The 13,834-nt window shown below is 53.7% G+C and carries 14 protein-coding genes; 11 read left to right on the top strand and 3 right to left on the bottom strand.

Annotation, left to right across the window (positions count from 1 at the left end):
- Nucleotides 1-53: 53 nt before the first annotated feature.
- Together H4684_RS17750 and H4684_RS17745 are read left to right on the top strand one after the other, a co-directional pair.
- Nucleotides 54-446, top strand: coding sequence for a hypothetical protein (locus H4684_RS17750; protein WP_192624759.1), 393 nt, complete (start codon nucleotides 54-56; stop codon nucleotides 444-446).
- A gap of 794 nt (nucleotides 447-1,240) precedes the next feature.
- The gene (locus H4684_RS17745; RefSeq protein ID WP_192624758.1) at nucleotides 1,241-1,639 is read left to right on the top strand and encodes a hypothetical protein; all 399 of its coding nucleotides are present in this window, start codon (nucleotides 1,241-1,243) and stop codon (nucleotides 1,637-1,639) included.
- A gap of 30 nt (nucleotides 1,640-1,669) precedes the next feature.
- Here the strand turns inward: H4684_RS17745 and H4684_RS17740 are convergent, their stop codons facing one another.
- The 3 genes from H4684_RS17740 to H4684_RS17730 form a co-directional block, all read right to left on the bottom strand.
- A complete protein-coding gene (locus H4684_RS17740) occupies nucleotides 1,670-2,890 on the bottom strand; it encodes a DUF6575 domain-containing protein (protein WP_318779658.1) in 1,221 nt (406 codons plus the stop codon).
- Between the two features lie 656 nt (nucleotides 2,891-3,546).
- Complete coding sequence (locus tag H4684_RS17735; RefSeq protein WP_192624756.1) at nucleotides 3,547-4,803, bottom strand: type II toxin-antitoxin system HipA family toxin; 1,257 nt, start codon at nucleotides 4,801-4,803, stop codon at nucleotides 3,547-3,549.
- Nucleotides 4,787-5,128, bottom strand: coding sequence for a helix-turn-helix domain-containing protein (locus H4684_RS17730; RefSeq protein WP_092193511.1), 342 nt, complete (start codon nucleotides 5,126-5,128; stop codon nucleotides 4,787-4,789). The genes H4684_RS17735 and H4684_RS17730 overlap by 17 nt, the downstream gene beginning before the upstream one ends.
- 485 nt (nucleotides 5,129-5,613) lie before the next feature.
- Here H4684_RS17730 and H4684_RS17725 point away from each other — a divergent pair, with 485 nt between their 5' ends.
- The 9 genes from H4684_RS17725 to H4684_RS17685 all read left to right on the top strand — a co-directional run bounded on the left by H4684_RS17725 (nucleotide 5,614) and on the right by H4684_RS17685 (nucleotide 13,710).
- Nucleotides 5,614-5,976 (top strand): tlde1 domain-containing protein, encoded by a 363-nt coding sequence (locus H4684_RS17725; RefSeq protein WP_092193510.1) that lies wholly within the window; start codon nucleotides 5,614-5,616, stop codon nucleotides 5,974-5,976.
- Nucleotides 5,977-5,981: 5 nt separating this feature from the next.
- The gene (locus H4684_RS17720; RefSeq protein ID WP_192624755.1) at nucleotides 5,982-6,443 is read left to right on the top strand and encodes a hypothetical protein; all 462 of its coding nucleotides are present in this window, start codon (nucleotides 5,982-5,984) and stop codon (nucleotides 6,441-6,443) included.
- 391 nt (nucleotides 6,444-6,834) lie between these two features.
- Nucleotides 6,835-7,182 (top strand): helix-turn-helix domain-containing protein, encoded by a 348-nt coding sequence (locus H4684_RS17715; RefSeq protein ID WP_192624754.1) that lies wholly within the window; start codon nucleotides 6,835-6,837, stop codon nucleotides 7,180-7,182.
- Nucleotides 7,179-8,486 carry a type II toxin-antitoxin system HipA family toxin gene (locus tag H4684_RS17710; protein ID WP_192624753.1) on the top strand — a complete coding sequence of 436 codons (1,308 nt, stop codon included), beginning with the start codon at nucleotides 7,179-7,181 and terminating at the stop codon, nucleotides 8,484-8,486. The genes H4684_RS17715 and H4684_RS17710 overlap by 4 nt, the downstream gene beginning before the upstream one ends.
- A gap of 72 nt (nucleotides 8,487-8,558) precedes the next feature.
- Nucleotides 8,559-9,176 carry a nucleoside deaminase gene (locus tag H4684_RS17705; protein ID WP_225940535.1) on the top strand — a complete coding sequence of 206 codons (618 nt, stop codon included), beginning with the start codon at nucleotides 8,559-8,561 and terminating at the stop codon, nucleotides 9,174-9,176.
- A gap of 428 nt (nucleotides 9,177-9,604) precedes the next feature.
- Nucleotides 9,605-10,621 (top strand): amino acid ABC transporter substrate-binding protein, encoded by a 1,017-nt coding sequence (locus tag H4684_RS17700; RefSeq protein ID WP_192624752.1) that lies wholly within the window; start codon nucleotides 9,605-9,607, stop codon nucleotides 10,619-10,621.
- Nucleotides 10,622-10,715: 94 nt separating this feature from the next.
- A complete protein-coding gene (locus tag H4684_RS17695; protein WP_192624751.1) occupies nucleotides 10,716-11,867 on the top strand; it encodes an amino acid ABC transporter permease in 1,152 nt (383 codons plus the stop codon).
- A complete protein-coding gene (locus tag H4684_RS17690) occupies nucleotides 11,864-12,955 on the top strand; it encodes an amino acid ABC transporter permease (RefSeq protein WP_192624750.1) in 1,092 nt (363 codons plus the stop codon). Before H4684_RS17695 ends, H4684_RS17690 begins: the two co-directional genes overlap by 4 nt.
- 8 nt (nucleotides 12,956-12,963) lie before the next feature.
- Complete coding sequence (locus H4684_RS17685) at nucleotides 12,964-13,710, top strand: amino acid ABC transporter ATP-binding protein (protein WP_092193503.1); 747 nt, start codon at nucleotides 12,964-12,966, stop codon at nucleotides 13,708-13,710.
- The last annotated feature ends 124 nt before the right edge of the window (nucleotides 13,711-13,834 follow it).

Genomic DNA, 13,834 nt, shown 5'->3' with positions numbered 1-13,834 from the left:
CCTGACCATGGCAGATTCCTCCGGGAGTTGTGGTTTGGTGGTACAACCCACATATGCCATGGTCTTTCTTTTTGCTGAAGATCCCGCACACTACCTCTTCTTCGAATAATATAAAGCAAGAAGATGTAATCGAAGGTAATGTAGAAAAGTCAAGCGGCGTTATCACAACTGATGAAGAATTAGAGTCCTATAGAATTGTGCGTGCAATCGGGGCAGAGTATGTAGATACTGATAGAATCACATTGCGCGATGCAAAAAGTTATTGTGCAATATTGTTAGACAACAACAATCGTCGACCGATATGTCGTCTTTATTTTGGGAAGTCAAAAAAATCATTGTCTATATTTGTTCCTGATAATGAGATGAGAGTTGATATTAGTAAAATATCTGAAATATATAAATATCGTGCTGAGTTGGGATTGGCAATAAAGCAATACGATAAGTAATCATGATCCAAATATCGGGATGGCGAGCAATACACGCCAAAGATGCCGAATAAAAGCATCAAAATAAGTTCTCAAATTCAAAGCCCTGTAACCTCTCAGCAGCTCAATCGTGATAGGTAAGCAGGACAGATTGAAACGTGCCATTGTCAAAGAGTGCCTGGGACTTCCTATGCCCAGTAGGTCTCCGTTGTTGGCGTGGAATGATTTTACGATAATTGTCCGTGAGCTGGATTGTAGCCTTCCGGTCGCACCACTCCAGTATCTCCATCGACGATGGAAAGAGGTTCGGGATCAAGCTGGTGGCTGATCCTATATCCAGACCGTGATCGACAGGAGCAATGGCACGGCGGAGCAGGGGGAAAAGAAGTATTACTGCTTCAAGTGCAGGAAGGCGATTCCGGATAATGTGGCGCGGTTTTGTTGGAATAATAAGGAGAGGTTTGGGGGGGAGGCGTTTTGTTATGAGTGTCAGAAGGGGATGTGATGTTTGCGAATTATAACTTTAAGAATAATTAAGATTCAAGATCAGATTCAAGATCTAACCTTTGACCTTCTGCTCATCGACACCTCCAGCACCACCCTACGACCAGGGTGCCTTTTCGCCGTCGTAGTAGATGACCTCGGCTACTAAATAAAGGTCGACGCCAACATCCCCAACAGCGTTAACCCGGCCTACGCTCCTTTAGAACTCGCCGCTCGAGGGGTCTGATCAATTGTATTAGCATCTGCAGCAAGGATGTGTGGGTAGGAAGAGAGTTGGATTGGTATGTTCTAGATAAAAAAAGGAATATCGTATGTATGATTATACTTATTCATATGCATATGAGAAATTTAATAGCGCAATACATACTCTTGCAGTTTTAGATGGAGATGTTAGATCACGACTTATGGTTGCTTTTGAAGGGTCATTGCTTTGTATTGATGTAAATAAATTGCCAATTGATGCTATTCCAAAATGGGTTAAAGCTCACAAAATGGCCACAAAATATAACGAAAGATACAAAGGTGAAGAAGCAAATTTTCGAGAATACAAAGGAACTTGGGAAAGGTTGCGCCCTAGTCCTTATGAAGCAACTTTCCGAAGGATAAAAAACTCGACAGGTCGAGAGATCGCAGAGCTAATATTTAGCGTTTGGAGTATTATTCAGGTAGATTTTTTCAGTTTCTGTGAATCGAAATACATTAAAGAATAAGTCTAAATTACAATAATTAAATATTTAGTATTAATTACCGTTTTGACTGTTGTCCTGCTCAACGTCCGCGGCAATAATTTTTAAGTCTATCAACGTGTGCTTTTCGATTATTTTGTCTGAAGATTTGCTGTGCTTTATACTAGTTTTTATCAATGCTGTGCATGGACTATTGATTTTTACAACTGAAGCTGCCTCCATTGCTGAATCCTGTATGTGTCCTATATAATTTATCCCATGCTCATCAATTATGCTGAATTGTTTTTTTGATAAAATAATTCCGTCAATTTTTCCAGATACTTGCATTTGCGTTTCTGATAATTCAATTTCTTTTATGATATTTAATTTCTCAGAGATAGATTCTGCTGTGGATATAGTTGTCCTTTTAATATTTTTATTCGGCAGAAAATACTCTATGTATAGGCCGGAGTTCATTTCATCAAGTGGCACCAAGAGTTTTGAAATTGAAGCTATTGATACTTGATCAAGTCCAGAAAGGGTGTCTGGGAATTCCTCGCTAGTTGCATTAAATATACTATATAGTTTTGCTGCTGTATGCTCAAAAAGTGTAAATTCAGGGCTATCAGCCCGATACGACGATCTTAATTGAATTCCAAAAGACCCTGGAAAAGTCATAGCGAACTGTAGCGCTGTTTGGTCGGTAATCATTTTGGGGATGTTACAAAGTGGTTTGAAAAAACCACTCAATTTGTACCCAATCGCATCAAATGTATTCTGTGCGTGAGTTAATAATTTTCCAACACTTCTAGCTGGCGCTTCTTTTCTTTTATTACGTGTTTCTACAACTAAGTTCAAAACTCCTCGTTCTGTAGATTTCGCTATAATCGACGATTCTGCATAGTACGGAACGTATTTTTCTTCAGAATTTTCTATTTTGATTCCGCTAAAAGGGAGCATTTCATCATTAATTTCCCCTATATCTGCGAGTTTTACTACAGAATCTCCGTTTAATTTTGTATAAATTTTAAATAAAACTCCATTTATAGAGCTAAGAATAGCATCTCTAAAATCTATTTCGCCAGATTTTAATCTGCTCATTGTCTTATTTGATACATGTGAGTATAGCCAATAATAACCATGTTCATCTTCATCTATACATAAAGATATAAATACAGATTTGCTCTGATTAATGCATGCAAACAAAATTGGAAAGTCGTAATACTGGAATACATCGACTATTTGCAGCTCGCCGAGCGACGTCCCTTTGGGAATGAATGTGTTATTCTGTATCATAATCGAAAACCTCGAACAAATCCCAAGGGTTTTTTAAACAAGTAGGGAGCCACCATGTGAAGTGATTCGGACTTACTTCTGGAGTGTTAAGAATTTTCCCCAAAGGTTCCTCCAGTATGGCAAAAAGAATTCTCTTCTTCCGTAAATATGGAGAGAGATGCTTTTCGTATAAGCAGTCTTGATACGTGACTGACACGGAAAGGCCACAAACTAAGCAAGGCTCGCGATCTTGGCATTGATCTGGGACTTTCAACTTATGGCATAAAAAACCTGATGGCAGATCATGAAGCTCCCGTTTGGTGACAAATCGGTAGATTTCTCCAATGGCATCATGAGCATCTGCAGGTGGACAGTCGGGGGGATAATAAGATGGCCAGTTCAAGTCTACAGCTCCTTCTTATGTGATGAAATTCACGTGGCTCCGCTCATCGCATAAAAATGCCGCTCTTACCATTAAAAAAATGTGCGTTCATGGTGAGTCGAGCAGGAGTTGAGGGTCACCCATCAAAAGTAGGGAATCACGGTATCTGGGGTCAGCTGCGCATTCCGGACAAACTGACCAGTGATTCCACTGCAAACTAACAGGAGTCGAGGGTCAGATCTTGAATCTTGAATTTTTTGCGTTGCATCCTTTTATGCCAGAAATAGATTTCTGGCTATGGGCCCGTTGATGCAGCTTCCGCCAATGTGAAGCGGTGCCTGAGCTCCTCCATCTCCCGCTTTGTCACGCCGTGCCCGGCGAAATGCTCTCGCCAGCCTGTGGTCGTTTCCCGCATTTCTTCCCAGATTCTCCTTGCCTCACTTTCGCTGAGCCCGAAGGGCCGGACGTCGCTTAGGATATTGGACCGCGTGGCCGCGCGGCCTTCCAGTCCGCAGCGCAGGGACAGGTCCCATTGCCTGAAGCGGATGGCGGATGGCACCAGGTCGTAGGCCGGGGTCATGGCGACGGTTTTGCGCGAGACGAAAAAGGCGTGGTTGCGCAGGTGGTCGTCCCGGTTCGAACACAGGGCGTTGAAAGCCATGCGGCGGAATATCTCCGGGCCGGAGTCCGCGTCGCCGAGCCTGCGGGCCTGTTCGGCCAGGTTCTGATAGCTGCCCCAGTCGCCGTCTTCCTCGGCCCCCGTCACCGTGAAGCCAGAAATGACGTGCCGCGAGCCGCCGCTTAGGCGGTCGAAACGCTCAACCAGCAGGACGAAATGCCCGTCCAGTTCCATCAGCCGTGTCGATGCGACCGTGATGCCGCAGCGTGCGGCCAGGGTCATGGTCGCATGCTCGATTACGGGTTCGCGCCACGGGTCCCCGCGTTTGGAGAATTTGGCGATCCAGGACGTTCCGTCCAGGGTGACCATGGCCTTGGGCCTGGCCCCGCCCAGGGACAGGCTGGAGGCGAGGGCGGCCAGGAACGCGTCTTCAGGCATGCCGCTTCGCACTGCATCGAATTCCTCGTCGTCCTCGACCTCATCGACGCGGGCGACGATGGCCGCCACCCGCCCCAGGTCTTCGGGCACCATGCAGAATGCATCGCCTGTGGCCCAGGGAGCCAGGGACGCGGGACCGTTCGGTGTGGGGCCGAAGGCCAGGGCGCCCATGCGCTGCGGATGATGGGCCGCCGTCAGAACTTCGAATTCGCTCAGCGTTCCGGGGGCGCGACCAGCCATGAGTCCCAGCACTTTGCGGCCCCAGCGGTCCGGGGCTGCGTCGCGCAGGGCGCTGAAAAGGGTGCTTCCGGAAAACTCCATGTCGGCAAGGGGCATCCGGGCCGGGTCGAGGGGAATGGCGTCTGGCCGCTCAAGATACCGGCGGCCGTAGCGGAAGAAATATGCCCGGTCCTCATGCCTGAGCAGCCCCGCAGGAACGTAGTCCATGCCGGACAGGCGGATGAAGACCACTGCTCGCTCAGAAGTCGAGGGCATCGCTCACCTCCGTTGTAACGCGTTGCGGCAGTCTGCTCACGGCCATGGCCCTGCCTACGGGGTCGGATTCCAGGGAGGCCATGCCGCCAAGCTGGTCGTCGAGCTGCAGAACCCACAGGACATGGGCCAGCACCCCGAGGGACACCCCGGGGTGCCCGTTTTCCAGGCGGCGGATGGTCTCGCGCGTGGTCATGGTGCGTGCGGCCAGGTCCTGCATGCTCAGGCCGCGCAGCTTCCGGGCGGCGCGAATGTTGTCCCCTAGGCGTTCAAGATTGGCGGCGGGGCTCCCCGGCAGGTCGTGGGCGGATGTTTTCTTGGGTGACATGCATCATATATATGTCGTTATACCTATTTGTGCAATATGAATCATCCAAAAGTGCGCATGCCTCGGTGAGTCAAGGGTCAGCCATCAAAAGGACCGAGGTCAAGAGAAATTACTCCCTCGGGCCAGAAAATCAGGTTTTCTCGCCTCGGACAAAACTACTTGATAATATACTGAATTTCTTTGCTTTCCGCCTTTCTCGAAATATCAGCTTTGCGATGTCGACGTATTTCGCCGCACCAGTCACCCATCATGCAGGAATAAGGGGCAGATCTTGAATCTTGAAGAATAGGGGGAGTCTGCCTTTGGCTTTTCTGCCTTTTATCTTCCGAGTTCAAAATATCCGGCATACTGGTCAGACAGTATATATCCCATAGCTCAGTCAGACTCTACACCCATTTATTTCTCCGATTCCATTCATTACAATTCCTCTCATTATCCCGTCAAACGCCAGAACTCCACCTACTGGCAAACAAGAGGAGAATGTTATGCCTTGGATCTATGATCAGCAATCAGGAAGAATTACTGGTCCCGGAGGGGAGGAATATCAAGGATACAGCGGCCATCCTCCGCATCGAAATCAACCTGCATCCGAGAACATCGTCAATGAAGGTCCCATACCAAGAGGGTCATGGAGAATTGACTCTGAATTACGTAATAGCGCTCAAACAGGACAAATGATTTTGTTGCTCAATCCTGTCGGTCATACTGCGCATGGTCGCCGTTCTTTTCAGATTCATGGCGATAGTGCCAGGCGGCCTGGATTAGCTTCGAGTGGGTGTATTGTCTTGCCGAGAAATGCAAGAATTGCGATCAGTCAAAGCGGTGATACTAGCCTTATAGTGAGATGAAAATCGTGAATTATAGCATTGTTACATTGATAATAATTTTGTTATTGAGCAAAAATTCCTATTCTTCAGACGAATTTGAAGAACAAGTCATATTTAACAAAAAAAATGAATATATCATAACAAAATCTTGCGAAGATATCCAGGCTAATATGGATATATTGTTGAGCATGTACAAAGAATCCGATGCCGCAATTGCCACGACATGGAGAGTTAGCGTGGCTAAAAATATTCCTTCTCAGACGGTTGCCGCAATACGCCTCTTGTCGAAAGCTGGCGTTAAGCCACAGCGCTACTGCATGGATCCGTTTTTCGAAACAGATGAAATCACATTGAAGACATGGCTCGGCAACGCCATCAATGCCCTTGAAGCCTTCACGATGAATAACGGAAAAGAGGAATTGTTCCGTTGTCTGTGTCTGGAGGAGATCAAGTCGGAATACGCAGAACTCAACAATAAAGAACAATAACTCGACTTTCTGGGTTAGCCATTGGCCTCCTCCGATATGAGTGTTTCCCACCGCCGATATAGCAGAGGACTCGGTCATCTGCTATATCGGCGGTGTCCTTTTGTATGATTATCAAGTCTGCCTTTGGCTAATCCTTGATGTGAATAACCGAAAGCCAAACGCAAAATCCACAAATCATAGTTTCGACTTTTCAGCGAATTTTTATTCAATATACTGAATTATTGTAATAATATTGAATGGTTCCTGCCGTTCCAAACGTCTTTCCACCATCCCTTTCAAATTTATCAAGTTCATTTATGTAAGTCGTCATTAATGGCGAAAATAAGCTTTTTTAAGTTGTTTGTCGTCAGTTATTGCGATATATGGTTTTTTATCTACGGAGGTCGCGGAGATGAAGATCGAAGGATTGTTGACGGACGAAGCCATTCTGACAGAGCTGGGGCGGCGGATTGTGCAGCGTCGGCTGGAACTTCAGTTTACCCAGGAAATGTTGGCGGACCAGGCGGGGGTTTCGAAGCGGACGGTGGAGCGCATCGAGGCTGGGGCCACGGCGCAAATGTCGACCTTGATCCGGATTCTGCGGGCTTTGGAACTCCTGGACCGGTTGGAAACGCTGGTGCCCGAGGCCGTCCCCCGTCCCATGGATTTGGTCAGGCTTAAGGGCAAGGCGCGCAAAAGGGCCAGCGGCAAGCGGCAGGCCGCACAGGAAGGGCCGTGGCAGTGGGGTGATGAAACATGAGCACGACGGCAACGGTCAAGCTGTGGGGGAGCACGATCGGCGCTGTGTCTCTTGAGGACGGGGCTGCGAGCGCGATGTTTGAATACGACACGGCGTTCAGCAGGAGCGGTATCGAGGTGGCCCCGCTGATGATGCCTCTTTCCCGCCGACTCTACTCCTTTCCATCGCTGCGACCGGAAACCTTCCACGGTCTGCCGGGGTTGCTCGCGGATTCGTTGCCCGACCGGTTCGGCAATGCATTGATCGATGCCTGGCTTGCCCGGTCCGGTCGTTTGCCGGAATCGTTCAACGCGGTGGAACGTCTTTACTATACCGGTTCGCGCGGCATGGGGGCGCTTGAATATGTTCCGTCAATCCGATTGGACGCGTCCGGCACGTCCCGGATCGAAGTCGACAAATTGGTCGAGCTGGCTTCGAAGGTTTTGACCCATCGCGACAACCTGCGCGGCTGGGTCAAGGAAGACGGCAAGGAAACAGCACTGCGGGACATTCTGCAAGTCGGAACTTCCGCGGGCGGGGCGCGGGCCAAGGCGATCATCGCCTGGAATCCGCAAACGGGCGAAGTGCGCTCGGGCCAGGTCAAGGCGGGTAGCGGGTTTGAATACTGGCTGATGAAGTTCGACGGGGTCAGCGGCAACAAGGACAAGGAACAGGAGGACCCGAAGGGATACGGCGCGATCGAATACGCCTATTATCGAATGGCCCTCGACGCGGGAATCACCATGAGCCCAAGCCGCCTGTTCGAGGAGAACGGTCGTCGCCATTTCATGACGAAACGGTTCGACCGTCTGGATGGCGGAGACAAGCTGCACATGCAATCCTTGTGCGGCATGGCCCATTATGATTTCAACCAGGCCGGCGCATACGGCTATGAGCAGGCCTTGCAGGTCATCCGCCGACTGGGACTGCCGATGGCGGCCATCGAGGAGCAGTTCCGGCGGATGGTGTTCAATGTCGTTGCCCGCAACCAGGATGACCACGTCAAGAACATTGCTTTTCTGATGGACCGGACGGGGAAATGGTCGCTCTCACCGGCGTTTGACATGACCTACAGCTATCAGCCAAACGGGCAATGGACAGCGCGCCACCAAATGACCCTGAATGGCAAACGGGATGGCTTCACTCTGGACGATTTCAAGGCGTGCGCACAGAGCGCCTCGATGAAGCGCGGACGAGCGGAAACGATCGTTGCCGAAGTACAGGGCGTCGTTGCCCGCTGGCTGGACTATGCTGACGAGGCGCAGGTGAATCCGGCGCAGCGGGACAAGATTCAGGCAGCCTTGAGAGTGGAGTTCATACGATGAAACTCGCTGCACAGGGCGTCCGCTGAAATTTCGCCTTGGTCCGCATCAATGAAGAGTGAGAAGGAGTGAGACATGTCGAATACGCAGAACGCCTACAACCGCGCCAATACCAGCTTTTCCCTGGATCTGCCGGACTGGGCCGTCGAGGAACTTAATGCCCTGCCGAAACACCTCGTGAGCGTGGAGGAGCGGATGGCGGCGGTTATAGAATTTTCGCGCCGGAATTTTCAGAACAGCACCGGAGGGCCCTTTGCGGCGGGCATCTTTGAACGGGTCTCGGGCAGACTCGTGGTGATCGGAGTCAACCGGGTGATGCCCTTTCTGTGTTCCTCGGCGCATGCGGAGGTCATGGCTATTTCCCTGGCGCAGAAGCTGCTAGGAGTCTACGACCTGGGCGCCCCCGAGCTGCCTGCTCATCAGTTGGTGGTAAACTGGCGGCCCTGCGCCATGTGTTTTGGAGCGGTGCTGTGGTCGGGCGTCCGCTCGCTGGTGATTGCGGGCGAGGGCCCCGAACTTGAGGAGATCACCGGTTTTGACGAAGGTCCGGTGCACCCCGACTGGCGTGCCGAGCTGTCACGGCGCGGAATAGAAGTGGTGGAGGATGTCCTGCGGACGGAAGCCCTGGAAGCCTACCGGGAATTCGCCACCAGCCAGTCGTTTGTCTATAATGCCCGGCTCGGGGTGGACTGAGCGTCCGCTCCGGGGAGTGCAGGACAAAAATACGCCCTGATATCAACGCCGATCCTGAAAGCAGAAGGGGCGTTTGTCCTGATCGGAATCGAAGCTGACCCGTTCCGCTTTGTGTGATTTCCTTCTTGTGTCTTGCGTCGGATCTTGAATCTTGATCCATCTCGGGTTTTCATTTCCAAGTGGCCAGGTCCCTGGTCTCTTGCCTCTTCGCTTCTTGCAAAAGTCGTCTTTCCTTTCGAAAAATTCCCATCCTCTGAAAACACGTCATCCCCTTGAAGGCGGGAATGACACTCGTGGGGGACGCTTGGACTTCTCGTAATTTTATCGCGCACTTCATTGACACCCAGTCACATGTTTGCAAGACCTCTGTAACATTCCCGTAACATTGTGGCCAACTCCAAATCGGTCGCATTATCCAAGGAGAGAGGATGAAAACTATAGGCAAACTGTTTCTGGCAGTGGTCATGCTTGCTTTCGTGGGCACTGGAGCCATGGCAGGCACTCTGGAAAAGGTGCAGAAGGACGGCCAGCTCATTCTGGGTGTCAGCGAAGGCGTGGCCGGTTTCTCCGCGCCGGATTCCAACGGCCGCTGGGCCGGTTTCGACGTGGACATGGGCCGCGCCGTGGCCGCTGCCGTGCTGAAGGACCCCGAAGCCATCAAGTTCGTTCCTCTGGCTTCCAAGCAGAAGATCGTGGCCGTATCCTCCGGACAGGTGGACCTGTCCCGTGGTACCACCTGGACCATGAAGCGCGACTGCAAGCAGGGCGTGGATTTCACCGCGGTCCTGTTTTATGATGGCCAGGGGTTCATGGTGAAGAAGAGCCTGGGCGTGGAAAAGGCCCTTGACCTTGACGGCGGCTCCGTGGCCGTGGTTTCCGGCACTACCTCCGAGCTGAACGTGGCCGACTTTGCCCGCGCCAATGGCATCAAGCTGGAAACCGTCGTCTTCGAGTCCAAGAAAGAGGCCTTCAACGCCTATGTGGCCGGTCGTACCGACGCCTTCACCACCGACGTCAGCCAGCTGGCATCCCTGCGGGCTGGTGCCGCCAATGCCGATGAGCACATCATCCTGCCCGAGGTCTTTTCCAAGGAACCTCTTGCTCCCTTCGTCCGTCATGGCGACCAGCAGTGGAAGGATCTGGTCACCTGGATTCTCTTCGGCCTCATCGAAGCCGAGGAAAAAGGCATCACCCAGGCCAACGTCCTGGAGATGAAGGCTTCCTCCACCGACCCGCTGATCCAGCGCATGCTCGGCGCCACCGGCGACACCGGCTCCTTCCTCGATCTGGACAACGACTGGCTCGTCCGGGCCATCCAGGCCGTGGGCAACTACGGCGAGATGTACGACCGCAACTTCGGCCCCAAGAGCGCCCTGAATATCCCACGCGGCTACAACAACCTGTGGAACAAGGGCGGGTTGATCTACGCCATGCCCATCCGCTAGCGGGCCGAACCGAAAGAAATCCGCACGCCGCACCGGCCGGGACAATCGGCCGGTGCGGTCTTTTGTTCACTCCCCCAAAAGGAAGCCAGCAGTCTTGAATACGTCCAAACTGAAAGAACAGTTGCCCGCTCTTCTGACCCAGGTCCTGGTGGTCGGAGCAATCATCTACGTGGCCCTGCAACTGTTCCACAACACCCAGGCCAACCTGGAGGCGCGCAACATCGCCTCGGGCTTCGGATTCCTGTCCGTGGAGGGCGGCCTGCCCATCAACGACAGCCTGCTGCCCTACACCCCCGCAGCCTCCTACGGCCGGGCCTTTGCCATGGGCATCCTGAACACCCTGTTCGTGTCCGCCCTGTCCATCGTGCTGGCCACGGTCCTCGGGGTCATCGTCGGCGTGGCCCGCGTATCAGGCAACTGGCTGGTGTCCCACCTGGCCGCCGTGTACGTGGAGGTGCTCAGAAACGTCCCGCTGCTGCTGACCCTGTTCTTCTGCTACTCCACGCTGCTGGCCTTCCTGCCGTCCCCGCGCATGAGCCTGGTTCCCTTCGGCGACATCTTTATCAACAACCGGGGCGTGTATGTTCCCCGCCCGCTGTTCCAGGATGGCATGGGCTGGGTGATCCTGGCCCTGGTCGTGGCCATTGCGGCCTCGGTGGCCCTGGTGCGGGTGTCCAGGCGGATGCGCGATGAAACCGGTCGTGGCCTGCATTCGGGGTGGATGTCCCTCGGGCTGATCCTCGGGCTTCCCGCTGCCGCGTATTTCCTCACAGGGCAACCGCTCGAATTCGACGTGCCTGTGCTCAGCGGGTTCAATTTCAAGGGCGGCATGGTGCTGCGGCCCGAATTTTCCGCCCTGCTCATCGGCCTGGTCCTGTATACCGCCGCCTTCATTGGCGAGAATGTGCGCAGCGGCATTCAGTCCGTGGACGCGGGACAGCTGGATGCGGCCAAGGCCCTGGGGCTCAGCCCTGGACCGATCATGCGCAAGGTAATCCTGCCCCAGACCCTGCGTGTCTGCATCCCCGCCACCACCAACGATTACACCAGTCTGATCAAGAACAGCTCCCTGGCAGTGGCCATCGGGTATCCGGACATGGTTTCCATCGGCGGGACCATCATCGGCCAGAACGACCAGGCCATCGAGATCATCGGCATGTGGATGGCGGTCTATCTGACCATCAACCTGATAGTCTCCCTGGTCATGAACTGGTTCAACGCCAAGGTGCAGCTGGTGGAACGATGAACGAACTCAAGACCTTCATCCCTTCGCCCGACGCTCCGCCGCCCGTTGCCGCCTCGGGCGTGCTCCTGTGGTTGCGGACCAATCTCTTTTCGGGCTGGATCAACTCCGTGCTCACGGTGCTGGCCGTGCTGGTTCTGGCCAAGACCATCCCGCCTCTGATTTCCTGGGCTTTCACCAACGCCGTGTGGTCCGGCGGACCCGATGCGTGCGACGGCTCGGGCGCGTGCTGGGCTTTTATCGCGGACAAGGCGCGGGTCATGCTGATCGGCACCTACCCGCCGGAGTTGATCTGGCGCCCCCTGGCGGCGGCCATCCTGTTCGCCGGCGTGATCGCGGCCACGGTCAGCGGACGGTTCGGCAAGCGCGTACTGGCCGGAGCCTGGCCCGTGCTCTTCGTGGCCGCCGTGTGGCTTGTGGGTGGCGGCGCCGGTCTGGCCGAGGTGGACCAGTCCATGTGGGGCGGGCTCATGCTCTCACTGGGCCTGGCCGCGGTGGGCATCCTGTTCTCGGTGCCTTTCGGCATCCTCCTGGCCCTGGGGCGGCAGTCCCGGATGGTCGGCATCAGCTCCATCTGCATTGGTTTCATCGAACTCATCCGGGGCGTGCCGCTCATCACCATCCTGTTCATGGCCTCGGTGATGATGCCGCTGTTTCTGCCCGTGAACCTCCAGATCAACAATCTGCTGCGAGTCCAGGTGGGCATCATCCTCTTTTCGTCGGCCTATATCGCCGAGGTGGTCCGCGGCGGTCTGCAAGCGGTGCCGAGCGGCCAACTCGACGCGGCCAAGGCCCTCGGTTTGTCCCGCTGGATGATCACCCTCTTCGTGGTCCTTCCCCAGGCCCTGCGCTACGTGCTTCCGTCCCTGATAGGGCGTTGCATAGCCCTGTTCAAGGACACATCCCTGGTCATCATCGTGGGGCTTCTGGACTTTCTCGGCATGGTCAAGGCCGCCTCCCAGGACCAGAACTGGCTTGGCCATGAGGTCGAGGGCTATGTCTTCTGCGCCGTGATCTACTGGTGCATCTGCTTCGGCATGAGCCGATACGGCCGCAGCCTCGAAAAGCGCGGCCCCCAAACCAAAAGGTAAGGTTCTTTATGACTTCCAGCGAAACCATCATCGACGTGAAGGGCCTGAACAAGTGGTACGGCGACTTCCACGTCCTCAAGAATATCGACCTCGAAGTGCGCAGGGGCGAGCGAATCGTCATCTGCGGCCCGTCCGGGTCCGGCAAATCCACCCTTATCCGGTGCATGAACCGGCTGGAACGCCACCAGGAAGGGACCATCATCGTTGACGGCACCGAGCTGACCGGCAACGTCAAAGGGCTGGAGAAAATCCGCCGAGAGGTGGGCATGGTGTTCCAGAATTTCAATCTGTTCCCGCACATGACAGTATTGGAGAACCTCACCCTGGCTCCTATCTGGGTACGGAAGATGCCCAGAAGAGAGGCCGAAGCCACGGCCATGCATTTCCTGGAGCGGGTGCGCATCGCCGAGCAGGCGGCCAAGTATCCAGGCCAGCTTTCGGGCGGCCAGCAGCAGCGCGTGGCCATTGCCCGGGCACTGTGCATGAACCCGAACATCCTGCTTTTCGACGAGCCCACATCAGCCCTGGACCCGGAAATGATCAAGGAGGTTCTCGACGTCATGGTCTCCCTGGCCGAGGAAAACATGACCATGGTGTGCGTGACCCATGAAATGGGCTTCGCCCGGACCGTGGCCGACCGCATCATATTCATGGACGGCGGCGAGATCGTGGAACAGAATTCCCCGGAGGAATTTTTCTCCAATCCCCGCTACGACCGCACCAGACAGTTCCTCAGCCAGATCCTGCACCACTGATCCCAGGGGAGCGGGGTCCGATCTTGAATCTTGAATAATCCTGTCGTCCTGATTCCATGCCCAGACCTCTGCGCATGGAATTCAAGGTTCTGGAGTTTCCCCAGAAAAGTGTCCCTCAACATTT

The organism is Desulfomicrobium macestii, from assembly GCF_014873765.1.
GTDB lineage: Bacteria > Desulfobacterota > Desulfovibrionia > Desulfovibrionales > Desulfomicrobiaceae > Desulfomicrobium > Desulfomicrobium macestii.
Note: the sequence above shows the minus strand (reverse complement) of the source record. Positions and strands in the feature narration are given on the sequence as shown.

Bases quoted from the DNA above. Each gene is read 5' to 3' on its own strand.
- H4684_RS17750 (WP_192624759.1), top strand. From the start codon at position 54: ATGCCATGGTCTTTCTTTTTGCTGAAGATCCCGCACACTACCTCTTCT.
- H4684_RS17725 (WP_092193510.1), top strand. From the start codon at position 5,614: ATGCCTTGGATCTATGATCAGCAATCAGGAAGAATTACTGGTCCCGGA.
- H4684_RS17685 (WP_092193503.1), top strand. From the start codon at position 12,964: ATGACTTCCAGCGAAACCATCATCGACGTGAAGGGCCTGAACAAGTGG.
- H4684_RS17715 (WP_192624754.1), top strand. From the start codon at position 6,835: ATGAAGATCGAAGGATTGTTGACGGACGAAGCCATTCTGACAGAGCTG.
- H4684_RS17730 (WP_092193511.1), bottom strand. From the start codon at position 5,128: ATGTCACCCAAGAAAACATCCGCCCACGACCTGCCGGGGAGCCCCGCC.
- H4684_RS17735 (WP_192624756.1), bottom strand. From the start codon at position 4,803: ATGCCCTCGACTTCTGAGCGAGCAGTGGTCTTCATCCGCCTGTCCGGC.
- H4684_RS17705 (WP_225940535.1), top strand. From the start codon at position 8,559: ATGTCGAATACGCAGAACGCCTACAACCGCGCCAATACCAGCTTTTCC.
- H4684_RS17690 (WP_192624750.1), top strand. From the start codon at position 11,864: ATGAACGAACTCAAGACCTTCATCCCTTCGCCCGACGCTCCGCCGCCC.
- H4684_RS17710 (WP_192624753.1), top strand. From the start codon at position 7,179: ATGAGCACGACGGCAACGGTCAAGCTGTGGGGGAGCACGATCGGCGCT.
- H4684_RS17745 (WP_192624758.1), top strand. From the start codon at position 1,241: ATGTATGATTATACTTATTCATATGCATATGAGAAATTTAATAGCGCA.
- H4684_RS17700 (WP_192624752.1), top strand. From the start codon at position 9,605: ATGAAAACTATAGGCAAACTGTTTCTGGCAGTGGTCATGCTTGCTTTC.
- H4684_RS17740 (WP_318779658.1), bottom strand. From the start codon at position 2,890: ATGATACAGAATAACACATTCATTCCCAAAGGGACGTCGCTCGGCGAG.